Here is a 21,454-nt window from a genome sequence, read left to right on the forward strand (position 1 = left end):
CGGGTGCCGGGCTCAGGAGTCGCGTCGCAGCGAGGACAGGCCCCACAGTTCGGCGATCCGGCCGTCGCGCACCCGGAACATCTCCAGCATGGTCGGTGGCTCCCGGCCGGGAATGCCCTGCACGCTCGTGCGGACGGCGACCGTGTCCCCCTCGACGACCAGGTCTTCGACGACCACCTGGACGTCGGGGAACGCCTCGTGGAACCGCCGCCACGCCTGGGAGACGCTGTCGGGGCCGGTCGTGCCCAGGGGGTGGCTGCGGAAGTCCGCCGCGAAGATCTCCGCCGTGGCGGCGTGGTCGCGGGCGTTGAAGGCGGCGTACATGCGGTGGGCCGCGGCCCGCGCGTCCCCGGTCATCGGTTCTCCTGTTCGGTCATGTTCGCGCGGACGCGGCGCAGGGCGTCCAGCACGAGGTCCCGCTGGTGCGGCGTGACGCCGCCGAGCAGCCGCTCCTGGTACGCCTGGTGCGAGCGGTCGAGATCGGCCGCGCATCGCTCGCCGGCGGGGGTGAGCGCGGACAGCGTGTAGCGGTTGTCCGCCGGGTCCAGGCGGCGGCTGATCAGCCCTTCGGCCTCGAACTCCTTGACCAGCCGGGTGACGCTCGCGCCGTCGATGCCGAGCGTTCGGCGCAGCTCACTGTGGCTGGTCTCGCCGTCGCGCCGCAGGCGGATGAGCAGTTGGACCCGGTGGGGGCTCATGCCCACGTGCCGGGCGAACGCCTGCCGGAGCTCGGCGCAGGCGCCTCCCAGCTCACGGAAGAACGTGTCCTCAGCGGTCTCTTCGTGCACGATCTTTTTATATCGACAACTCTTGACGTTCTCAAGAGTCAGAAGATCGTGCGGCACACCCGCGCCCGCAACCCCTCGAACCTGGCACACGGCGAGTGGTGCTGCCTGCGCCTTTTCGTGTGGTGCGGCTTCCGCGCCGGATGCTTCGCGGTGTGCCCGGCCGTGTGCTTGGCCGTGTGCTTGGTCGTGTGCCTGGTCGTGTGCCTGGTCGTGTGCCTGGACGTGTGCCTGGACGTGTGCTTCGCCGCGGCCTTCGGCGGCGTGGCCGGGTGGGGCGGTTGGGCGGCCGGTGGCCGGGAAAGCGCGGACGGGGCCGCCTGCGGGACGGCCGCCTTCACGACGCCCGCCGGCCCGCGTCCCAGTGCTTCCTCCTGTAGCCCGCGGCTGACCGTGAAGCCGACGAACACCCCCGTTCCGAGCGCGAGGGCGACCGCGACGACGACGAAGACGTGGCTGAAACGCCTCCGGGGGGCGAGCGGCGACCCCCGGAAGAGCGCGGACGGCGGAAGAACGGCCCTGCCGCGTGCCGCGGACCGGGATGTGGCCGGACGGATGGGCGCGGAAGATGGCAGGTCGTTCATGGTCGCCTCCGGGATCACGCTCAGGCGTTTGCCGTCTGGTCCCGTATGACGCTCGGCGCAAGGAGTCCGGTTCGCCAGTTGACGGATCTTTGGGCAGGTCGGGCCCAGGTACTGACGCTTCCGCGTGCCCGGCTCCGGAGGCAGGCGGGGCTAAACGCGCCCTGATGGGTCGGCTTGGATTCGTGCCCGCACACCAACTCCCTGTCCCGTTTTTCGCCAATTGGGTGCTTTGTCGGTTTTCCGGGTAGGTCAAGCCGCGGCGAGCAGGCGTCGGCGTGTTCGGGGTCTGTCCGCGCCCACCGGATCGCGCACTGGACTGCGCACCGATGCGGGTCGAGATGGTGAGCGAGCGGAAGGAGAGCTGACCATGTCGAGCAGATTGCAGATGGCCTTTGCCGTACTCGCCGGGTACTACCTCGGCAGGCGCCACAAGTTGCGCACGGCCGCGGCACTGGCGGCGGCCGGACTGGCGGGACGCGCCAGCTGCGGCCAGGGTGGCGCCGGTGGCCTGCTGGCGCAGGGCGTCAAGACACTCGGCTCCAATCCCGAGGTTCAGCGGATGACCGGCCGCCTTCGCGGCGAACTCATGGAAGTCGGCAAGGCGGCGGTGATCTCCGCGGCCACCAAGCAGATCGACTCCCTGACCCACAAGCTCCAGGAGCGTGGGGAGAAGTCCGGGACCGCGCAGGGAGAAGAAGCCGAGGCTCAACCCACGAAGCGCCAGGCGCCCGAGGACGAGGAAACCGACTACGACGAGGAGGACTACGACGAAGGCGATCGCTACCAGGAGGACGACGACGAAGCGGAACCCGAGGCGCCGGAGCGGACCGGACGGGGGCCCGAGGGTCATGAGGGTCACAGAGGGCAGCGGCGGACACGTCCTGTCCGGCGGGTCGGCCAGTCACGGAGGTGAGTGCGATGGCTGATGCAGCGAGGAGGACGGCGACCGGAAGCGGCGGAGAAGCCCTGGGCAAGGCCGCCGGAACGGCCCGTCGAGCCGGCCAGGCCGCGACGGGCACGGTCGAGGACGTCACAGGAAAGGCAGGGGACGTCACGGGAAAGGCAGGGGACGTCACGGGAAAGGCAGGCGACGTCACCGGAAAGGCCGGGGACGTCACCGGCAAGGCAGGGGACGTGACCGGGAAGGTAGGGGACGTCGCGGGGAAGGCCGGTGAGGCCGGCCAGGGACTCGCCGACGGCCTGCCGATGGACCGGCTGGTGAAGTCCGCGCAGGGGCTCCTGCAGGCGGCGGGCACGCGAGTGCTGTCCTCCGCGGGAGACAAGCTCGAAGGACTGACCGGCCGGCTCTCCGATTACGTGGAACACGGCGGAAAGGGCTTGATCAGCGCGGTCACGGGCTCGGACAAGCCCGGCTTCATGAGCGGAGCGCTGAAGGGCGGCCTCACGGGAGGTCTGAAGGGAGGCATCAAGGGGGGCCTCAAGGGAGGCATCAAGGGCCTCTGGCAGAAGATCACCGGCCGTGGCGGCGGGAAAGCCGGCCACGCGAAGATCACCAACATCGTCGAGTCGATCGACGTCGGCGCGCCCCGGCGTCTGGTGTACGACCAGTGGACCCAGTTCCAGGACTTCCCGACGTTCATGAAGAAGGTCGAGACCATCAACCAGGAGTCCGACGAGGAGCTGTCCTGGAAGGCCCAGGTCTTCTGGTCGCACCGGACCTGGAAGGCACACATCATCGAGCAGATCCCCGACCAGCGGATCATCTGGCGGTCGGAGGGAGCGAAGGGGTATGTCGACGGAGCGGTGACCTTCCACGAGGTCTCGCCCGACCTGACCCGGGTCCTGGTCGTGCTGGAGTACCACCCGCAGGGCCTGTTCGAGCGCACCGGCAACCTGTGGCGCGCCCAGGGCCGACGCGTACGCCTGGAGCTCAAGCACTTCAGACGGCACGTGATGGCGCACCTGCTGCTGAAGCCCGACGAGCTGGAGGGCTGGCGCGGCGAGATCCGGGACAGCCAGGTCGTCAAGGATCACGAGACCGCCGTCCAGGAGGAGCGGGAGCAGCAGGAAGCCGAGGAGCAGCAGCCCGAGGAAGGCGAGCGGGCAGAAGCGGAAGAGCCCGAAGAGCGCGAAGAGGGCGAAGAGCCCGAGGAGGGCGAGCGGGCGGAAGCCGAGGAGCCCGAGGACGAGTACGAAGAGGAGGAGCCCGAGGAAGAAGAGGAGGAGCCCGAGGAAGAAGAAGGGGAGTTCGAGGAGGAAGAGGGAGAGTTCGAGGAGCCCGAAGAGGAAGAAGAAGGAGAAGAGGGGGAAGAGGAGGAAGAGGAGCCCGAGGAGCGTCCCGCGGCTCCGCCCGTGGCACGGCGTAGCGCCGGAGCGCCCACCCGCCGGTCCGCCGAGCAGGACCGCCCGGTACGCCGGCGCCGGATCCGAGCCGAGTAGCCACTCGTCAGGGCCTGTCGCCGAGGGCCCGGCCACCCAGAACCAGGGGGAACGACATGACCGTTCAGCCTGCCGGTCGCGGTACACCGGCCAGCAGCGGCACCGCGGGGACAAGTCTGGCGGACGTCATCGACACCATCCTCGACAAGGGCCTCGTCATCGACGCCTTCGTCCGGGTCTCGCTCGTCGGCATCGAGGTGCTGACGATCGACACCAGGATCGTCGTGGCCAGCGTGGACACGTACCTGCGCTTCGCGGAGGCGGCCAACCGCCTCGACCTGTCGGCCACCGAGAAGGGCCTGCCGGAGGTCGTCGAGGGCGTGACGGCGGCCAGGGCCGTCGGCCAGGCGAGCCAGCCTGACGCCGGGGAACTGGAGCCCGCCTCCGACGAGCCCGACGAGTTGCAGGAGCTCACGGGGGAGGTCGTGGACCGCGAGGAAGAGCCGCGCCGGGCACGTCGTAGAGAGGATGGCTGAGATGTCGCCACGCAGAGAGGCCGCGGAGGCCGCGGAGGCCGCCGGGTCCGAGGACACGTCGCAGGCGAGCATGAACGGCTACGCGTCCTACGTGTACGGGATCGTACCGATGGACGTCGAGGTGGAACCCGGGACCGAGGGGGTGGGGGACCCCGGCGGGGAGGTGCGGCTGGTGTCGTTCGGCCAGATCGCCGCTCTGGTGAGCGACGTCGAGCCGGACCGCCCGCTCGGCCGCCCGCGCGACCTCCAGACGCACCAGCGGCTGCTCGACCAGACCGCGGCGGAGGTGCCGGTGCTGCCGTTCCGGTTCGGGGCGGTGCTGACGGACTCCGAGGCCGTGGTGGAGGAGCTGCTGAAGCCGTACCACGACCAGTTCGCCGACGCCCTTCAGGAGGTGGAGGGCCGGACGCAGTACGTCGTCAACGGCCGGTACGACGAGCGCGCGATCCTGAGCGAGATCCTGCGGGAGAACGGCGAGGCCGCGAGCCTCCGGCAGCAGATCGCCGGCCGCTCGGAGGACGCGACGCGCAACGAGCGCATGCGGCTCGGCGAGATCATCGAGGGCACCATCGCGGACAAGCGCGAGGCCGACACCGCGACGGTGGTGGACGAGCTCTCCGACCTGTGCGAACAGCTGGCCGTGCGCGAGCCCTCCCACGAACGCGACGCCGCGCACGTCGCCGCGCTGGTGGCGCACGACCGGCGGGAGGAGTTCGAACAGGCGGTGGACGAGCTGGCCCGCCGCTGGTCGGGACGGGTCGAGCTGCGGCTGCTCGGGCCGATGGCGCCGTACGACTTCGTCGGCACGAGCTGACCGCGCCGGCCACGGACGCGGGCTCCTGGGAGGAGTGAACACCCTTGGGACTGGGGACGTTGCTTTTTGGCTGGCCACTCATGCCGCTCTACGCGGTCGTCAAGCTCGGCGAGCTCATGCGCGACCAGGTCGAGCGCGAGCTGCACGACCCGGCCGTGGTCCGGCGCCGCCTGGAGGAGGTGGAGCAGGCCAGGGCCGACGGCCGGATCTCCGCGGAGGAGGAGGACCGGGCGGTGGAGGAGATCTTGCGGGGGATGGTCGGCTGGTGAGGCGCTAGCGGGGGGCCGCACCAGGGGAGTACGGGGGTGATGTGGTGCCTGCCAGGCAGGAGACCGAACAGAAGCGCGTGCCGGGGACAAGGCGTGCGGAAACCGGCGGCGAGGGGCCGCCTCCTGCGCGTCCGGCGGACATGCCGGCCGCCGAGGTGGCCGGGGTCGGGTTGCGGATGATGACCGAGCTGACCGGCAAGGAGGCCGAGAGCGTCACGCGGGTCGAGCCGGCCGAGGACGGCTGGCTGGTCGGCGTGGAGCTGGTGGAGGACCGCCGGATCCCGTCCTCCGGTGACACCCTGGCCCTGTACGAGCTCGAGCTCGACATGGCGGGCGGCCTGCTGTCCTACCGGCGGGTGCGCCGTTACAAGCGGGGCAGCGGCGACCTCGCCGAGGGCTCGCGGTGAGCGCGAACGTACGGCCGAGCCCGTACGTGCCCGGGGCGTCGTACCAGCCGGCCTCCGGCGGCCGCGAGTCGGCCAACCTCGGCGACATCCTGGAACGGGTGCTCGACCGGGGTGTGGTGATCGCCGGCGACATCCAGGTGAACCTGCTCGACATCGAGCTGCTGACGATCAAGCTGCGTCTGCTCATCGCCTCGGTCGACACGGCCCGCGAGATGGGCATCGACTGGTGGGAGCACGACCCGTGGCTCACCGGCGACACCCAGGAGCTGGCGAAGGAGAACCGCAAGCTGCGCCGCCGTCTCGCGGCCCTTGAGGAGATGGTGTCCGCCCGGGTGGTGGAAGGCGGCGCCACGACCGGGCATGCGCCCGGCCACGTGCCTGAGGTGGTCGAGCGTGGCCACTGACCAGGGCGTCTACCTCTACGCGGTCACCCGCGACGAGGGCGAGGGACCAGGCGATGTGGCGGGGGTGGCGGGGGCGCCCGTGCGCCAACTGGCGCACCGGGGGCTGGCCGCGTTCTTCAGCACGGTCTCGCTGGCGGAGTTCGGCGAGGAGGCGCTGCGCCGCTCGATGGAGGACCTCGCCTGGCTGGAGGAGACCGCGCGCAGCCACCACCGGGTGGTGGAGGCCGTCGCCGCCCTCAGGCCCACGGCGCCGGTGCGGCTGGTCACCGTCTACACGGGAGAGGCGCAGGTTCGGGAGCTTCTCGACGAGCGGCACGAACAGTTCGCCGCGGTGCTGGCGCGGGTGGCCGGCCGGCGGGAGTGGGGCGTCAAGGCGTACGCCGTTCCCGGACGGGAGGAGCCCGTGACCGACCAGCAGGGCGCGAGCCCGGGGGCGGCCTACCTGAACCGCCGCCGGGCCGCCCTGCGCAGCCGGGAGGCCGACTGGCGCCGGGCCGCCGAGCACGCCCGTGCCGTGCACGAGGCGCTGATGGACATCGCCGTCGTCGGCAGATGCCACCGGGCCCAGGACCCGCAGCTGTCCGGACGGCGGGAGCAGATGGTCCTCAACGGCGCCTACCTGGTGGACGACGAACGTGCCGCCGAGTTCGCGCAGGCGGTCGAGGACGTCGCCGGGCGAGAAGTCGCCGTGGAACTCGTCGGCCCGTGGGCGCCCTACTCCTTCGCCGCCCTCGACCAGGACGGTGAGGCGGCCCGCGGTGACGCCTCCTGAGCCGAGAGGAGGCCGGCTCGCCGCCCAGGGCCGCCTGCCCGAGCAGCGGGTGGCGCTCGTCGACCTGCTGGACCGCCTGCTGGCGGGCGGGGCGGTGGTGACCGGCGACCTCGTGCTGTCCATCTCCGGCATCGACCTGGTACGGATCTCCCTGAGGGCCCTGCTGGTCAGCGTGCGCGAGGGCGACGCGGTCGAGGGAGGGATGCGACATGACGAGCCCGACTGACCGGCAGGCGGCCAGGCCCGGCGAGTGGCGGCTGGAGACGGACGCCGACTCGGTGCAGCACGACCTGAGCCGCCTCGTGCTGACGCTGGTCGAGCTGATCCGCCAGCTGGTGGAGCGCCAGTGCGTCCGGCGGATGGACAACGGCGACCTGACCGGGGAGCAGCTGGAGGCGGTGGGGCTGACCCTCATGCGGCTGGAGGAGGCCATGGCCGAGTTGTGCGACCGGTTCGGGCTGACGCCCGCCGATCTCAACCTCGACCTCGGCCCCCTCGGCACCCTGCTCCCGGCGGACTGACCCCTCGCTACGCGGTCCGTCAGTTCACGCGGCCCGTTCGTTCACGCGGGCCGTTCGTTCATGCGGCCGAGCGCATCGTGAGCCGGGCGGGCAGGGCGGTGGCCGCCAGAGCCAGCACGGCCGCCGCCCCGACCACCGCCGCGTACGTCCCCACCGGCACGTACGGCACCGCCGACCCGGTCATGCCCGCCCCGAACGCGGCCAGCGTCACCAGCGCCGCCCCGGTGCCGAGCACGACGGCGGTGGCCACCGCGCCCAGCGTCTCCAGCCGCAGCATGAGCAGCACCTGCCGGCGCGTCGTGCCGGCCAGGCGCAGCGCGCGCATCTCACCCGAGCGGGCCGAGGTGGCCATGGCCAGCGTGTTGACCACGGCGATCGCGGTGAAGGCGATGATCAGGCCCAGCGCCACGAACGTGGCCTGCGGGTTCGACGCGCTCACCTCGGCGGCCCGCGCCCGGTCCAGCACCGACGCCCCGGGCAGCGCCCCGGCCAGCGCGTCCATGGTCAACCCGGGCGCCTTGACCAGCAGGGACGCCGCGGGGTCGTCCACGTGGCCGGCCACCAGGTCGTACGGCAAGGTCAGGTCGCCGAAGCCGAGCCCGCGGGTGTACACCGCGCTGACCGTCACGGTCGCGGGGGTGCCGTCGCCCAGCGTCAGCTTCAGCGGGTCGCCCACGCCGACGCCCAGCCGCTCGGCGGCGGTCGAGCTGACGGCCACGTCCTTCATGGAGCCGGCGTCCTTCATCGAGCCGGCGTCCTTCATCGAGCCGGCGACGATGCCCAGGTCCATCGTGCGGTCGTCGTAGGTGACCGCCTGCGCGCCGTACTTGTCCAGCCCGGAACGGACGGTCGTGCGCAGCACCCGGCTGACGGCCTCGACGCCGGGAACCCTGGCCGCCTCGGCGGCGGAGACGCCGGTCACGACGTACTCGGCGCGGGTGCCCGCGTCGGCCTGCTCCTGCGCGGCGTGGCCCATCGTGGTCTGGACGAAGAGGATCGTGCAGGTCATCGCGATCATCAGGGTCAGCGGCGACAACACCGAGGCCAGCGACCCCGAGTTGGCGCGCAGGTTGCGCGCGGCCAGGAAGCCGCCCACCCGCGAGGCCCGCAGCGGGACCGACAACACCGCCGCGGCCACCCGCGCGACCACCGGGCCGAGCAGCGTCAGCGCGATCGTCCAGACCAGCGCGGTCAGCATCGTCACGGGCGTGGCCGCCGCCTCGGTACGCAGGTTCGACAGGACCACCGTCAGCGTCACCGCGCCGGCCAGGGCGACCGGCCCGGCCACCAGCCGCCACCGGGCCACCCTGCCGCTGTCCAGGACCGCCTCGCCCAGCGCCTCCACCGGCCGGATCCTGGTCAGCCGGCGGGCCGACACGCGGGCCGCCACCCAGGCGGCGCCGACCGTGGCCAGCAGCGCGGCCAGCGGCGGGAACGGGCTGACCACCAGGCCGAGGTTCGCGGGGACCGTCCCGAGCGCGACGAACTGGGCGTGCAGCCAGAACCCGACGCCGATGCCCGCCGCCGCGCCCAGCACCCCGGCCACCCCGGCGACCAGCAGCGCCTCGCCGCCCACCAGCTTGCGCACCTGCCGGGGGGTGGCCGCCACGGCGCGCAGCAGGGCCAGCTCGCGCTGCCGCTGCTGGATGGACAGCGCGAACGTGCCCACCACGACCAGGATCGCGACCAGCAGCGACGTGCCGGCCAGCGCGCCGCCCATGCTGATCAGTTTGACGCGGGCCTGCTCGGCGTCCAGGAACTCCAGCCTGCCGCGCTCGTCCCCCGTGTAGACCACCGCGCCCTCGGGGGCCCGGTCCAGGCCGGGGAACACGCCGACCGCGCTCACCCTGCCCGGGTGACCGGCCAGGCGGCGGGCCTCGGCGGTGCTGAAGAACACGGTGTCCTGGCTCGGCAGCGCCTGCGCGGTGACGCCCACCACGCGGTGTCCGCGCAGCTCGGCGCCCACGTCCAGGCCGGCGCGCGCGTCGACGACGACCTCGCCCGCCGATCTCGGCTCGCGTCCCTTGGCGATGGTGAACGGGGTGAGCGCGGCCGACTCCCAGCCGTGGCCGGTGAAGCCGCCGAAGGGGAACGTCACCTCGGGGACCACCTTGCCGGCCCGGATCGCCGCCACGACGGACTCGGGCAGCCAGGCGCGTTCCGTCAGGGGCTTGGCCTTGGTCTTCGTCTCGCCGTCGCCCTTGTCGACGGTCTGGCGCACGTACTGGTCGGCGGCCACGATCGCGGGGGCGCCGGCGTACCGCTCGGGGGCGACGCCGCCGCGCAGGCCGGTCTCCAGCAACATCAGGCACGCGCACACCAGGGCGGCGGCGCACAGCAGCGCGAGGAACGCGCCGGCGAACGCGGCCTTCCTGTGCCGCAACATCCTCGACGCCAAGGTGATCATCGTGTCCACGCTCCCAGCCTGGTCATGCGCTCGGCCACCTTGTCGGCGGTCGGCGCGGTCATCGCGTCCACGATCCGGCCGTCGGCCAGGAACAGCACGGTGTCGGCGTACGAGGCGGCCACCGGGTCGTGCGTCACCATCACCACCGTCTGGCCCAGGCCGTCCACCACTTCGCGCAGCAGCCGCAGCACGTCGCGGGCGGTCATCGTGTCCAGGGCGCCCGTCGGCTCGTCGCCGAACACCACCTCCGGCCTGGTGACCAGCGCCCTGGCGATGGCCACCCGCTGCTGCTGGCCGCCCGAGAGCTGCGCCGGCCGGTGCCCGGTCCGGCCCTCCAGGCCGACCCGGCGCAGGATCTCCGCCAGCCAGTCGCGGTCCACGCGGGCCTTGGCCAGGCGGAGGGGGAGTGTGATGTTCTCGACGACGTCCAGCGCCGGGATCAGGTTGAACGCCTGGAACACGAACCCGATCCGCTGCCTGCGCAGCTCGGTCAGGCCGGTCTCGTCCATGCCCGACAGTTCCGTGCCGCCGAGCCGCACCGAGCCGGACGACGGCACGTCCAGCCCGGCCGCGCAGTGCAGGAACGTGCTCTTGCCCGACCCCGAGGGGCCCATCACCGCGGTGAACGACCCTTGCGGGATGCCCACCGACACCTCACGCAGGGCCGCCACCGCGCCCTGGCCCTTGCCGTACACCTTGCTCACGGCGTCCAACCGCACCACGTCCGTCATGGCTACAAGCCTGCTGGCCTGCGCGTACGCGGACCAGAGACGCGATCACCGATCGCTCATGACGTCCTCATGATCCGGACATCTGACCACATATCCCCTGCGCGGCATGGGCGGCTGCCAACGAGAAGGGCGACCCCCAGGTCGTCCTGGGGATCGCCCTTCAGCGGGACCGCCGGCTCATCTGCCGGTCGGCACTCCCGGCTGCTCGGCGGACGTCCGCGGCCGCGGGACCCGGTTGTCACGCAGGTACTCGACCTCGGTACGCAGGTTCGCCAGCAGCTTGGCCGCGATGTCCTGGCTGAAGCCGTTGCGGATGACGAAGCGGATGACGGCGATGTGCTCCAGACTGGGCGGCAGGTAGTACGTCGGGGCCTGCCAGCCGTGCATCTTCAGCCGTTCGGCCAGGTCGAAGACGGTGAAGCCGTCGAAGCCCGGCGCGGTCCGGACGGCGAGCACCGGCAGTTCCGAGCCGTCGGCGATGAGCGAGAGCTCGGGCAGCTTGGCGATCTCGTCGCCGAGGTAGGTCGCCACGTCGCGGCAGGTCTGCTGGACGGCGCGGTAGCCGTCGAAGCCGAGCCGCAGGAAGTTGTAGTACTGGGCGACGACCGGCGCGCCGGAGCGGGAGAAGTTGAGCGTGAAGGTGTCGATGTTGCCGCCGAGCAGGTCGCAGGAGAGCACCAGGTCTTCGGGCAGCGCGTCGGGCTCCTGCCAGACGATCCAGCCGACGCCCGGGTACACCAGGCCGAACTTGTGCCCCGAGGTGTTGATCGACTGCACCCGGGGAAGCCGGAAGTCCCACACCCGGTCGGGCTCCAGGAACGGGGTGATGAAACCGCCCACGGCCGCGTCGACGTGCAGCGGGATCTTCAGGCCGCGCTCGGCCTCCAGCCGGTCGAGCTCGGCCGACATCTGCTCGATCGGGTCGTACTTGCCGCACTGCGTGGAGCCGAGCACGCCGACGACGCCGATGGTGTTCTCGTCGCAGAACTCCCTGAGCCGGGAGGCCGACAGCGTGTAGGCCGGCTCCTCGATCGGGACCCAGCGCGGCTCGACGTCCCAGTACTGGCAGAACTTCGGCCAGCAGGTGTGGACGGCGGTGCCCATCACGAGGTTGGGCCGGTCGACGGGCAGCCCGGCCGCCCGGCGCCGCTCGCGCCACTGGAACTTCATCGCCAGCGCGCCGAGCATGGCCGCCTCGCTGGAGCCGCCCGTGGAACAGCCGACGCTGACGCCGTTTGGATCGTTCCAGAGGTGGTCGAGCATGTTGACGCAGCGCGCCTCGATGTCGGCCGTCTGGGGGTACTGGTCGTGGTCGACGATGTTGCGGTCGAGGGTCTCGGCGATGAGCTCGCGGGCCTGCGGCTCCATCCAGGTGGTGCAGAACGTGGCAAGGTTGAGCCGGGCGTTGCCGTCGAGAAGGAGCTCGTCACGGATGAGAGCCTGGGCCGCGGTGGGGTTCATCGGGCCAGCCGGCATCTTGAAGCGGGGCACGCCGCCCTCGGGCACCAGCCCGTTGTAGAGGGGGTTGACATCGAGCGCTTCCTGCCACCGGTCGGATTCGACTCGTCTGAGCATGAGCTTCACCTTCTCGATGAGTTCTGTGATGTCGAGCACTCACAGTAGGCAAGTTTTTACTGTCAGTCAACGCCTGTTTTACCGAGAGCGAGGAGCGCCGGTGTTCGTGCGGTTCCAGAGCCCCACCCCGAACGGCCGCGGGACGTACCCGGGCGTGTTCGGGCTGGTCAACAACCTCGCCGAACAGGGTCTCCTCTCGGATGAGGAGGAGGCCTTCAGGCGCGAGAACAACGCCTGGTACGAGGCCAACTTCACCGACCCGACGACCGTGGATCCCGACGTCTACCGGCGTGACGTCAACCCGGCGGCGGCGGCGTGGTTCAAGGCGTCGGCCGGTCGGCTCGTCGAGCGGGTGCCGGGGTATCTGGCGATCCTCGCGGCGCACGATGTGGAGTGTGTACGCCTCGAATCGGCGGATCCCGGAAGGATCATCTACGAAGACGACGATCAGGTGGTCGTCGTGCCTTGGGTGAGCGGCTAGGGCGACTTTCGAGGGCATGGCGGCGTGCGGCATGGTCTGGGCGGCCCGATCGGGGCTTATGACGGGGTGCGCCTGGATCTCACCCGGCTGACCGACCCGCCGATGCACGCCCTGCGGGACCGGGTCGACGTGCGCACGGCCAAGACCGACCAGCGCCCGGCCGACGTGCTGCTGATCCGTCCGGACGCGCACGTCGCCTGGGCGGCCGGCCCGGACGAACCGGCCGCGCCCGCGCTGCCGCGAGGCGCTGTCCACCTGGTTCGGCGCCCCCTGAGGCAGAGAGGGTAGGAAACGACGTCTGGGGTCAGGGGCGGTGGGCGTGGAGGTGGAGGTCGCGCAGCAGGCAGACCTCCGACAGATGATGGATGAGCTCGCGGTTGACGTGCAGGACCAGGTCGGCCATCGGGGCCTCAGGGAAGGGCTCCCCGTCGCCCATGGGGGCTCGCAGGCCGGCCTCGCCGAGGTCCCGCACGCCCGCCAGCCACCGCTCGGCCTGCGTGTCGAGCTGGTCGAGCGCCGCGGCCGCGCCGCCGGCGTACTCCCAGGTCTCGTACGAGGCCGGAGGCGCCCCGAAGTGCAGGGCGTTGCGGACAGCCAGCACGCCGACGATGACGTGGCCGAGCCGCCAGGCGATCGTGGTGAAGGGCGGCGGCACCGGCTGGGGGAAGGCGAAGTCGATCGTGTGGCCGCCCGCGCCGGCCTGCACGGGCGCCGTGGAGGTGCCGCGCGGCCGTACGCTCCAGGCGTCCGGCACCGGTGACCAGAAGTACTCCTCGTCGGTCAGGCCGTCGAGCCGGGCCCGGAGCTGGTGGTCCCAGTGGAACTCCCACTGCCCGCGCAACGTGCGGTTCCAGTCGAGTGTGTGTGCGTCCATGGAGACACGATCACCCGCCGGGCGGACAGGATCGGTCCGCTTTCTGGCAGGGTGGCGGCATGGACGAGGCGGGCGCGGAGCGGGGCACGACCGAGCGGGTGCTGACCCTGCTCGGCCTGTTGCAGCAGCGGCAGGTCTGGACCGGCCCCGAGCTGGCCGGACGGCTCGGCGTCACGTCGCGCACGGTCCGCCGTGACGTGGAACGGCTGCGCGCGCTCGGCTACCAGGTGCACGCCGGCCAGGGCATCGGCGGCGGCTACCGGCTCGGACCCGGCCAGGACCTGCCGCCGCTGCTGCTCGACGACGAGGAGGCCATCGCCACTGCCGTGTCGCTGCTGGCCGGGGCGGACAGCGCGGTCGCGGGCGCCGGCGACGCCGCGATCCGGGCGCTGGCCAAGCTCGACACCGTGCTGCCCACCCGGCTGCGGCACGAGGTGCGCGCGCTGTCCGGGGCGGTGGAGTCGTTCGGCGGGGGGCGTGCGCCGGTCGATCCCGAGGTGCTGATGACGCTGGCCAGGGCGTGCCGGGACGAGGTCGAGGCCGGCTTCGACTACCCGTCAGGGGGGCGGGTGGGGCGGCGGCGGGTGGAGCCGTACCGGCTGGTGACCGCCGAGCGGCGCTGGTACCTGCTCGCCTACGACCTCGACCGGGACGACTGGCGCAGCTTCCGGGTGGACCGGATGGCCGGGGTGGCGGCGCGCACCTTCCGGTTCCGGCCGCGGCCGGCGCCGGACGCGGCGGCGTACGTGCAGGAGGGCGTGGCGAGCCGGGCCTACCCGCACCAGGCGCGCTTCCTCCTGCACGCCCCGGCCGCCGCGGTACGCGCGCAGGTCCCGGCGTCGGCGGCCGTCGTACGGGAGCGGGGGAGCGACCGGTGCGAGCTGGTCAGCGGCGCGGGCAGCCTCGACTACCTGCTCATGCACGTGGTCGCGCTGGGCCACGACTTCGAGGTGCTCGACCCGCCCGATCTGGTGGAACGCTGCCGGGAGCTGGCCCGCAGGCTGGCCTCGGCCGGGACGGTCAGGCCGTCGGGGTGACGGGGGCGGTGTCGAGGGTGAAGGTCTCGACGATCTCGGTGCAGGTGCCGTGCTCGCCCATCACGCACAGCGCGAGGGCCTGGTAGGTGGCGGTGAAGGCGGACGGAGCGGCGAGGAGGCCCAGGTCGAGCGGGTGGTCCCGCTGCTGGAGCCGGGTGAGGGTGATGTGCGGGCGGAACAGGTCGCCGATCTCGTCGTAGCCGTAGAGGTCGAGGTTGGCGCGGGCGGTGGGCGGCGCGGTGAGCCGGTGGTCGGCCAGCACGCGGCCGACCGGGTCGCGGTGGCGCAGGCCCGTGCGCAACGGGTTGAGCGCGGCGACGACGTCCTCCTGGAGCCGGGTGATCGCGTCCGTCTTCCGGAAGAACAGCTCGACCATGCCGTGCTCGTTGGCGGCGAAGGACTCGCCTTCCAGGAGCGTCGCGGAGGTGCGGCTGCTGAGGTCTCGCAGCAACGCGACGGCCTTTTCGAGCTGGTCGGGGGTGAAATTCGCCATGTAGAGCGAGATGTGCGGATAGAGGCCGTCCTCGCGCAGGACGAACTCGGTCGCGGTGGCCTCCGCGCAACGCCGGCTCAGGCGCACGGCCTCGGCGTTGACGTCGGGCGGCGGCAACAGGACAACGTCGTAGACCGGGAGATCGTCCATAGGGGATGAGTGTAGGGCGGACCGGGGGCGCCGCGCGCGGGCGGCCTGCCGCCGCAGGGCCAGGCGTACGGCCGGGAACGCGTAGGCGGCCAGCGGCGCCAGCAGGAACACCGCCCCGGCCGCGCGCTGGTCGGCCAGCGGGTCGGGCACCCCGGGCGGGGCCGCCAGGGCGAACCACTCGGCCGCGACGGCCGGGCCCACCAGCAGGTACGTCCCCAGCCCCAGGTACGCGACGGCGGCCACCGCCAGCAGCCGGACCCGCGCGGCCCACGGGAACGGCCTGGGCAGCGGGTCGAGGTCGAGCACCACCCAGGAGACCAGCAGGCCGGCCCCGGCGGACACGGCCATGGTGACCAGGTGGGGCGCGTACCCGGCGAGCGACCAGGGCAGCCACGGCGTGCCGTACAGCAGCAGGAGCAGCACCGGGACGGCGGCCGTCACCAGCGCGGGACGGGTGAGACGCCGCCCGGGGACGCGGTCGGCGAGCGGGCCGTACTGGGAGCCGGGACCGGTGGCCCGCGCGGCCAGGGTGAGCGGCGCGCCCGCGCACAGGAGCAGCGGCGCGACGACGGCGAGCACGACGTGCTGCACGGCCTGCGCCGACGACATCGCCCGCGCGTACCCGCCCACGCCGCCGAACAGCGCGACCGCGGCCACGGCCAGCCCGGCGTGCCAGGACAGCGTGCGCAGGACCGGCCAGCCGGGCACCCGGCGCAGACCGGCCAGGTAGCCGGCGGCGGGCAACGCCAGCAGCAGCAGGACGAGCGGGTCCAGGCGCACCTCGCTGAGGAGCGCGCCGGGCGAGAAGGGCGCGAGCGCGTACTCCAGGACGGGATGGTCGTGCCCGCCACCGCCGGCGCCGGGCGGCGGCGGGGTGCGCGACAGGCCGACGGCCAGCCCGGTCGCCGCCACCATCACGGTCACCTCGCCCGCGGCCAGCCGGACGAACGTGCGCCGCACCCCCCGGTCGGCCACCCCGGCCACGGTACGCAGACGGTGCCGCCGGCCGAACCACGCCAGCACCCCCAGGGCGGCGACCTTGGCCAGCAGCAGCAGGCCGTACCGGCTCAGCCACAGGTCGGACAGGGCGTCGAGCCGCACCCAGGCGCTGACCGCGCCGGAGAGCGCCACGGCGGCGAAGCAGCACAGCGCGATCGTGCTGAACCGGGGCAGCACGACCCGCAGGTCGGCCGAGCGCCGGAAGTGCAGCAGCACCGCGGCCAGGCCGCCCACCCACACCGACACCCCCAGCAGGTGGGCCATCAGCGCGGACACGGCGAGGTCGTGGTCGGCCGCCGAGGCGGCATGGCCCACGTAGGCGGGCGGCAGCAGCCCGAACGCCGCCACGGCCAGCGGCGCCCAGGCGGGCAGCCGGCGCACGAGCATGGCCACCGCCACCGCGAACGTCGTGACCAGCACCACCAGCAGCGCCTGCGTCTGCGGGAGGGAGGTGCCGAAGTCGAGCATGCCGGGCTCGGCGAGCAGGTTCTGCACCGGCATCGGGATGAAGCTGGACAGGGTGAACACGTAACCGGCCAGGGCGGCGACCGCCCATCCCAGCGCCCACCAGCCCGCCGCGCGCAGGCACCGCGCCGACTCCGGCGAGCCGGCCGGGGCCAGCACGGACGCCGCCAGCAACGTCCCCACGCACGCCACCGCGCACAGGTCGAGGGCGAGGCGGGCCAGCGGCAGCCCCCAGTCGGTGACCGGACCGGCGGTGGGCAGCCCGAAGACCTCCACCGTGCCGGCGCCGCCGCCGGAGCGCAGCACCGCGACCAGCACCAGGACGCCCACGCCGACCGCGAACACGGCGTAGGTCCGGGCAGAAGCTCTCATAGCCGACCCGCCACGTCGTCGGAGGCCAGGAACCAGGCCGCGCCGCCCGGGGCGGGCGCGACCCCCACATGCTCCCACGGGGTCCCAGGCCGGGCCAGGCGCGAGCGAGGTCTGCTTCGAGCGCATACGCGGAGATACGCGCCCCCGCCGCCCGCGGTTCAGCGGGTCAGGGGTGGAGCCCCAGAAGGGTGACGGCCTGCTCGCGCATCTCCACCTTGCGGATCTTGCCCGTGACCGTCATCGGGAACCCGTTCACCAGGTGCACGTAACGGGGGACCTTGTAGTGGGCCAGGCGGCCGGCGCAGAAGTTCCTGATCGCCTCGGCGGTCAGCGGCTCGGCGCCCGGGCGCATGACGATCCAGGCCATCAGCTCCTCGCCGTACTTCTCGTCCGGCACGCCGATCACCTGGACGTCGGCGATGTCGGGATGCGTGTAGAGGTACTCCTCGACCTCGCGCGGATAGACGTTCTCGCCGCCGCGGATGACCATGTCCTTGATCCGGCCGACGATGTTGACGTAGCCCTCGGCGTCCATGGTGGCCAGGTCGCCGGTGTGCATCCAGCGGGCCTCGTCGATCGACTCGGCCGTCTTGTCCGGCTCGTTCCAGTAGCCGAGCATCACCGAGTAGCCGCGGGTGCACAGCTCGCCCGGCTCGCCCCGGGGCACCGCGAGCCCGGTCTCCGGGTGCACGATCTTCACCTCCAGGTGCGGCATCACCTGGCCGACCGTCTCGGTGCGCCGGACCAGCCCGTCGTCGCGGCGGGTCATCGTCGACACGGGGGACGTCTCGGTCATGCCGTAGCAGATCGCCACCTCGTTCATGTGCATCTCGCCGATCACCCGCTTCATCACCTCGACCGGGCACGGCGAGCCCGCCATGATGCCGGTGCGCAGCGACGACAGGTCGAAGTCGGCGAAGCGCGGATGGCCCAGCTCGGCGATGAACATCGTCGGCACGCCGTACAGGGAGGTGCACCGCTCGGCCTCCACGGCCCGCAGCGTGGCCTCGGCGTCGAAGCCGGGCGCCGGCAGCACCACGCAGGCGCCGTGCGAGGTCGCGCCCAGGTTGCCCATGACCATGCCGAAGCAGTGGTAGAGCGGCACCGGCAGGCAGACCCGGTCGTCCTCGGTGTAGCCGACGCCCTCGCCGACGAAGTAGCCGTTGTTGAGGATGTTGTGGTGCGACAGCGTCGCGCCCTTGGGGAAGCCGGTCGTGCCCGAGGTGTACTGGATGTTGATCGGGTCGTCGAAGGACAGCGTGGCCGCCCGTGCGCGCAGCGCGGCGGGGTCGGCGCGGCGGCCGCTCTCGACCAGTTCGTCCCAGCCGGGCTCGCCGATGAACACCACCTGCGTGAAGCCGATCTCGGCGAGCATCGCGCGGTAGTCGCTCGTCTTGTGCTCGACGGCGCTGACCAGCAGCCGCATGCCCGACTGGCGGACCACGTAGTCCAGCTCGTGGGCGCGGTAGGCCGGGTTGATGTTGACCAGGATCGCGCCGATCTTGGCGGTGGCGTACTGCGTCAGCACCCATTCGGCGCAGTTGGGGGCCCAGATGCCGACCCGGTCGCCCTTGGCGATGCCCCTGGCCAGCAGCCCGAGCGCCACCTCGTTCACCGCGGCGTCGAACTCGGCGTACGTCCAGCGCCGCCCGCTCGCCATCTCGACCAGCGCCTCGCGGCCGGCGTACCGGGCCGCGGCGCGTTCCAGGTTCTCCCCGATCGTCTCGCCCAGCAGGGGGAGCGCGGAGACGCCGGACGCGTAGGAGAGCAGTGAGTCACCCATGCCCGAAGCATCCGCCAGGGCGGTCAGGCACGCTACCCCCGTTCAGGGGTAGCCGCGGGACGCCGGCCGCGTGCCATGCTGGGGACATGGCGGTGACACATCTTCCGTCGAGTGCCCTGGCCCCGCAGGCCGCCGTGCTCCTGCGGGCCGCCCTCACCCGGATGCGGCACGTCGTCGGGCTGCCCGTCCTGTTCGGCGGCGCGGTCTCGGCCCCGGGCGGCGCCGTGCGGCTCACCGAGCTGACGGGGGTCCGCACGGACGTGCTGCGCGGGCTCGCCATCCACACCGGCAGCGGCCTGGGCGGCCGGGTGCTGGTCACCGCCCGGCCGGGCAGCGTCGAGGACTACGTCACCGACTCCCGCATCAGCCACGAATACGACAGGCCGGTGGCGGCCGAGGGCCTGCGGGCGATCGCGGCCGTCCCCGTCGTGGTGGGCGAGACGGTCTACGGGCTGCTCTACGGCGGCGTCCGCGAGCCGCTGCCGCTCGGCACCCGCGTCCTCGACGGCATGCACCAGATCGCCGCCCGGCTCGGCGTCGAGCTGGCCGTCCGCGCGGAGGTGGAGCGGCGGGTGGCCGCGCTGGAGACGGCCGCGATCACCGGCGCCGCCCGCGAACGGCCCACCGGCCCCGAATGGGAACAACTGCGCGAGGCGCACGCCGAGCTGCGCTCGATCGCCCAGGAGGTCGCCGACCCGGTCCTGCGCGAGCGGCTGCAGGGCGTCTGCGACCGACTGACCTCGCCGAACGGCGGGCCCGTCCCGGCCAGCCCGCTCTCGCCGCGGGAGCTCGACGTGCTCTCCCTGGTCGCGGTCGGCTGCGGCAACGCCGAGGTCGGCCGGCGGCTCGACCTGAAGCCGGAGACGGTCAAGAGCTACCTGCGCAGCGCGATGCGCAAGCTCGGCACCCACACCCGCATGGAGAGCGTGGTCTCGGCCAGACGCGCCGGCTACCTGCCCTGACACCGGCGGATTTACCAACTACGGACGATGGCCACCGGCGGCGCCGACCGGTTCCGGGTAGGCCCCCACCATGACTGCTTGGACGAACGACGAACTCGACCGGATCGCCGACGCCGAGGAGCTGCAGATCGCGTCCCTGCGCGGCGACGGCGAACTGCGCCGCCCGGTGACGATCTGGGTCGTGCGCCTCGGCGACGACCTGTACGTCCGGGCCGTGAACGGGCGGGACGGCACCTGGTTCCGCGGCGCCCAGGAACGCGGACGCGGCCGGATCCAGGCCGGAGGCGTCGACAAGGGCGTCACGTTCGCCGACGCCGACCAGGAGCTGAACGACCGGATCGACGCCGCGTACCGGGCCAAGTACCGCCACTACCCGGAGAGCATCGTGGACTCGGTGGTCAGCGCGCAGGCGCGGGCCGCCACGATCAGGCTCGTGCCGCGCTCCTGACCGGCGGGCAACGAGAGGTCCGAAGGCCGCCAGCGCCCGGCCCTCACCGGCGGCGACAGTGGGACGCATGAACACTGTCGTGGATCAGCACGTCCGCATTGAACCCAACATCCTCTACTTCGGCACCCCCGTCGTCCTGATCTCCACCGTGAACGAGGACGGCAGCCCCAACCTCGCCCCCATGTCGTCGGCCTTCTGGCTGGGCTGGCGCGGCATGCTGGGGCTCGGGGCCAGGTCGAAGACGTGCCAGAACCTGGTGCGGACCGGCGAAGGCGTGCTCAACCTGCCTTCCGACGCCCTCGCCCCGCAGGTGGACCGGCTGGCCCTGACCACCGGGAGCGACCCGGTACCCGAGCGGAAGCACCAGCGCGGCTACCGGTTCGTGCCGGACAAGTTCCAGCGGGCCGGGCTGACCGCCGTCGCGTCGGAGACGGTGGCCGCGCCCCGGGTGGCCGAGTGCCCGGTCGCGATGGAGGTCGTGGTGGAGGAGACGCACCCGGTCGGCGACGGCGGGGTGCTCGCGTTCGAGGTGCGGGTGCAGCGGGTCTGGGTGCACGAGGACATCCGGATGAAGGGCACCGACGACCACATCGACCCCGACGCCTGGCGTCCGCTCATCATGAGCTTCCAGAAGCTGTACGGCCTGGGCCCGCAGGTGCACCCGTCCACGCTGGCGAGCATCCCGGAGCGGCACTACCGCAGCGCCGACCTCGAACGCGCGCGCACCCTCTAGAGCCGCTCCAGCAGCGGCAGCCAGGTGCGGTGGGCGCACAGCTCCATGATCCGCTCCCGGGGCAGCCACTCCGCGCCGGTGCTCTCCGACCCGGCCGGCGGCGCCGTCGCGGCGCCGGGCGCCGCCAGCCGCGCCCGGAACATCACCATGTACGTCAGCGGCGCGTAGCGGTAACCGGCGGGCGCCGGGCGCAGCAACTCGATGCGCTGCCACGCGAACACCGACAGGGCGGGCGGCTCCAGGAGCAGGCCGGTCTCCTCCTGGAGCTCCCGGACCGCGGCCTCGGCGGCGCTCTCACCGGCCTCCAGGTGGCCGCCCGGCACGTCCCAGCCGCGTCCGGGCCGGTCGACGCAGGTGAGCAGGGTCCTGCCGAGGCTGTCGGTGACGAACGCGAACGCCGAGGTCGTGCCGTCGGCGGGCGGGAGGTCCGGGGAGAGGATCACGTCCAGGCGGTGCTCGACGGGGATCCAGGGCACGGTGCCGGAGGCCATCACACGGGTCATGCCGCCATT

General features: G+C 72.6%; 25 protein-coding genes and 1 pseudogene. 16 read left to right on the plus strand and 10 right to left on the minus strand.

The window, feature by feature from the left end:
• Positions 1–12: 12 nt before the first annotated feature.
• The 3 genes from AB0J71_RS10470 to AB0J71_RS10480 are packed head-to-tail and all read right to left on the minus strand — an operon-like array spanning position 13 to position 1,369.
• The gene (locus AB0J71_RS10470) at positions 13–357 is read right to left on the minus strand and encodes a nuclear transport factor 2 family protein (RefSeq protein ID WP_352320930.1); all 345 of its coding nucleotides are present in this window, start codon (positions 355–357) and stop codon (positions 13–15) included.
• Positions 354–788 (minus strand): MarR family winged helix-turn-helix transcriptional regulator, encoded by a 435-nt coding sequence (locus AB0J71_RS10475; protein ID WP_352320932.1) that lies wholly within the window; start codon positions 786–788, stop codon positions 354–356. The genes AB0J71_RS10470 and AB0J71_RS10475 overlap by 4 nt, the downstream gene beginning before the upstream one ends.
• 38 nt (positions 789–826) lie before the next feature.
• Positions 827–1,369, minus strand: a complete 543-nt coding sequence (locus tag AB0J71_RS10480; RefSeq protein ID WP_364413751.1) for a hypothetical protein — start codon at positions 1,367–1,369, stop codon at positions 827–829.
• A gap of 367 nt (positions 1,370–1,736) precedes the next feature.
• On the opposite strand from AB0J71_RS10480, the gene AB0J71_RS10485 reads away from it, so the two are divergent.
• The 10 genes and pseudogenes from AB0J71_RS10485 to AB0J71_RS10530 all read left to right on the plus strand — a co-directional run bounded on the left by AB0J71_RS10485 (position 1,737) and on the right by AB0J71_RS10530 (position 7,432).
• Complete coding sequence (locus AB0J71_RS10485; RefSeq protein WP_364413753.1) at positions 1,737–2,282, plus strand: hypothetical protein; 546 nt, start codon at positions 1,737–1,739, stop codon at positions 2,280–2,282.
• 5 nt (positions 2,283–2,287) lie between these two features.
• Positions 2,288–3,769 (plus strand): SRPBCC family protein, encoded by a 1,482-nt coding sequence (locus AB0J71_RS10490; protein ID WP_364414005.1) that lies wholly within the window; start codon positions 2,288–2,290, stop codon positions 3,767–3,769.
• Between the two features lie 56 nt (positions 3,770–3,825).
• Positions 3,826–4,032: pseudogene (gene gvpJ, locus AB0J71_RS10495) on the plus strand (gas vesicle protein GvpJ); the annotation flags it as partial.
• Positions 4,033–4,246: 214 nt separating this feature from the next.
• Positions 4,247–5,059, plus strand: coding sequence for a GvpL/GvpF family gas vesicle protein (locus AB0J71_RS10500; RefSeq protein WP_364413755.1), 813 nt, complete (start codon positions 4,247–4,249; stop codon positions 5,057–5,059).
• 80 nt (positions 5,060–5,139) lie between these two features.
• The gene (locus tag AB0J71_RS10505) at positions 5,140–5,328 is read left to right on the plus strand and encodes a gas vesicle protein GvpG (RefSeq protein ID WP_352320939.1); all 189 of its coding nucleotides are present in this window, start codon (positions 5,140–5,142) and stop codon (positions 5,326–5,328) included.
• Positions 5,329–5,372: 44 nt separating this feature from the next.
• Positions 5,373–5,735: a gas vesicle protein gene (locus AB0J71_RS10510; protein ID WP_364413757.1), complete on the plus strand. Its 363-nt coding sequence runs from the start codon at positions 5,373–5,375 to the stop codon at positions 5,733–5,735.
• 26 nt (positions 5,736–5,761) lie between these two features.
• A complete protein-coding gene (gvpJ, locus tag AB0J71_RS10515; RefSeq protein ID WP_352321042.1) occupies positions 5,762–6,139 on the plus strand; it encodes a gas vesicle protein GvpJ in 378 nt (125 codons plus the stop codon).
• On the plus strand, positions 6,129–6,911 hold the full coding sequence (locus AB0J71_RS10520) for a GvpL/GvpF family gas vesicle protein (RefSeq protein ID WP_364413759.1): 783 nt from the start codon (positions 6,129–6,131) through the stop codon (positions 6,909–6,911). The genes gvpJ (AB0J71_RS10515) and AB0J71_RS10520 overlap by 11 nt, the downstream gene beginning before the upstream one ends.
• Positions 6,898–7,137 carry a gas vesicle protein gene (locus AB0J71_RS10525; RefSeq protein ID WP_357966755.1) on the plus strand — a complete coding sequence of 80 codons (240 nt, stop codon included), beginning with the start codon at positions 6,898–6,900 and terminating at the stop codon, positions 7,135–7,137. Before AB0J71_RS10520 ends, AB0J71_RS10525 begins: the two co-directional genes overlap by 14 nt.
• Entirely contained in the window at positions 7,121–7,432 is a 312-nt protein-coding gene (locus tag AB0J71_RS10530; protein WP_364413762.1) for a gas vesicle protein K, read from the plus strand. Before AB0J71_RS10525 ends, AB0J71_RS10530 begins: the two co-directional genes overlap by 17 nt.
• Positions 7,433–7,490: 58 nt before the next feature.
• Here the strand turns inward: AB0J71_RS10530 and AB0J71_RS10535 are convergent, their stop codons facing one another.
• The 3 genes from AB0J71_RS10535 to AB0J71_RS10545 all read right to left on the minus strand — a co-directional run bounded on the left by AB0J71_RS10535 (position 7,491) and on the right by AB0J71_RS10545 (position 12,145).
• The gene (locus AB0J71_RS10535; protein WP_364414007.1) at positions 7,491–9,839 is read right to left on the minus strand and encodes an FtsX-like permease family protein; all 2,349 of its coding nucleotides are present in this window, start codon (positions 9,837–9,839) and stop codon (positions 7,491–7,493) included.
• Entirely contained in the window at positions 9,836–10,570 is a 735-nt protein-coding gene (locus AB0J71_RS10540; RefSeq protein WP_352320949.1) for an ABC transporter ATP-binding protein, read from the minus strand. The genes AB0J71_RS10535 and AB0J71_RS10540 overlap by 4 nt, the downstream gene beginning before the upstream one ends.
• Positions 10,571–10,747: 177 nt before the next feature.
• Complete coding sequence (locus AB0J71_RS10545) at positions 10,748–12,145, minus strand: glutamate decarboxylase (RefSeq protein WP_364413764.1); 1,398 nt, start codon at positions 12,143–12,145, stop codon at positions 10,748–10,750.
• Positions 12,146–12,245: 100 nt separating this feature from the next.
• Here AB0J71_RS10545 and AB0J71_RS10550 point away from each other — a divergent pair, with 100 nt between their 5' ends.
• Positions 12,246–12,626 (plus strand): hypothetical protein, encoded by a 381-nt coding sequence (locus AB0J71_RS10550; protein WP_352320953.1) that lies wholly within the window; start codon positions 12,246–12,248, stop codon positions 12,624–12,626.
• Positions 12,627–12,650: 24 nt separating this feature from the next.
• Complete coding sequence (locus AB0J71_RS10555; protein ID WP_352320955.1) at positions 12,651–12,914, plus strand: hypothetical protein; 264 nt, start codon at positions 12,651–12,653, stop codon at positions 12,912–12,914.
• A 16-nt stretch (positions 12,915–12,930) separates the two neighbouring features.
• On the opposite strand, the gene AB0J71_RS10560 is transcribed toward AB0J71_RS10555, so the two are convergent.
• Complete coding sequence (locus AB0J71_RS10560) at positions 12,931–13,500, minus strand: DinB family protein (RefSeq protein WP_352320957.1); 570 nt, start codon at positions 13,498–13,500, stop codon at positions 12,931–12,933.
• A gap of 59 nt (positions 13,501–13,559) precedes the next feature.
• Between AB0J71_RS10560 and AB0J71_RS10565 the strand changes: the two genes are divergently transcribed.
• Positions 13,560–14,537, plus strand: coding sequence for a YafY family protein (locus tag AB0J71_RS10565; RefSeq protein WP_364413766.1), 978 nt, complete (start codon positions 13,560–13,562; stop codon positions 14,535–14,537).
• Here AB0J71_RS10565 and AB0J71_RS10570 read toward each other — a convergent pair.
• A complete protein-coding gene (locus AB0J71_RS10570; RefSeq protein WP_364413768.1) occupies positions 14,521–17,016 on the minus strand; it encodes a cytochrome c oxidase assembly protein in 2,496 nt (831 codons plus the stop codon). The two genes, AB0J71_RS10565 and AB0J71_RS10570, sit on opposite strands and share 17 nt — an antisense overlap.
• Before the next feature lie 166 nt (positions 17,017–17,182).
• Positions 17,183–18,799 (minus strand): AMP-binding protein, encoded by a 1,617-nt coding sequence (locus AB0J71_RS10575; RefSeq protein WP_352320962.1) that lies wholly within the window; start codon positions 18,797–18,799, stop codon positions 17,183–17,185.
• 86 nt (positions 18,800–18,885) lie between these two features.
• Here AB0J71_RS10575 and AB0J71_RS10580 point away from each other — a divergent pair, with 86 nt between their 5' ends.
• The 3 genes from AB0J71_RS10580 (at position 18,886) to AB0J71_RS10590 (ending at position 20,942) form a co-directional block, all read left to right on the plus strand.
• Positions 18,886–19,761, plus strand: a complete 876-nt coding sequence (locus AB0J71_RS10580; protein ID WP_364413770.1) for a LuxR C-terminal-related transcriptional regulator — start codon at positions 18,886–18,888, stop codon at positions 19,759–19,761.
• Positions 19,762–19,831: 70 nt separating this feature from the next.
• Positions 19,832–20,209 carry a DUF2255 family protein gene (locus AB0J71_RS10585; protein ID WP_352320966.1) on the plus strand — a complete coding sequence of 126 codons (378 nt, stop codon included), beginning with the start codon at positions 19,832–19,834 and terminating at the stop codon, positions 20,207–20,209.
• Between the two features lie 67 nt (positions 20,210–20,276).
• Positions 20,277–20,942, plus strand: a complete 666-nt coding sequence (locus tag AB0J71_RS10590) for a flavin reductase family protein (RefSeq protein WP_352320968.1) — start codon at positions 20,277–20,279, stop codon at positions 20,940–20,942.
• On the opposite strand, the gene AB0J71_RS10595 is transcribed toward AB0J71_RS10590, so the two are convergent.
• A complete protein-coding gene (locus tag AB0J71_RS10595; RefSeq protein ID WP_352320970.1) occupies positions 20,939–21,445 on the minus strand; it encodes an NUDIX hydrolase in 507 nt (168 codons plus the stop codon). The two genes, AB0J71_RS10590 and AB0J71_RS10595, sit on opposite strands and share 4 nt — an antisense overlap.
• Between the last annotated feature and the right edge of the window lie 9 nt (positions 21,446–21,454).

Source organism: Nonomuraea sp. NPDC049637 (assembly GCF_040675235.1).
Lineage (GTDB): Bacteria > Actinomycetota > Actinomycetes > Streptosporangiales > Streptosporangiaceae > Nonomuraea.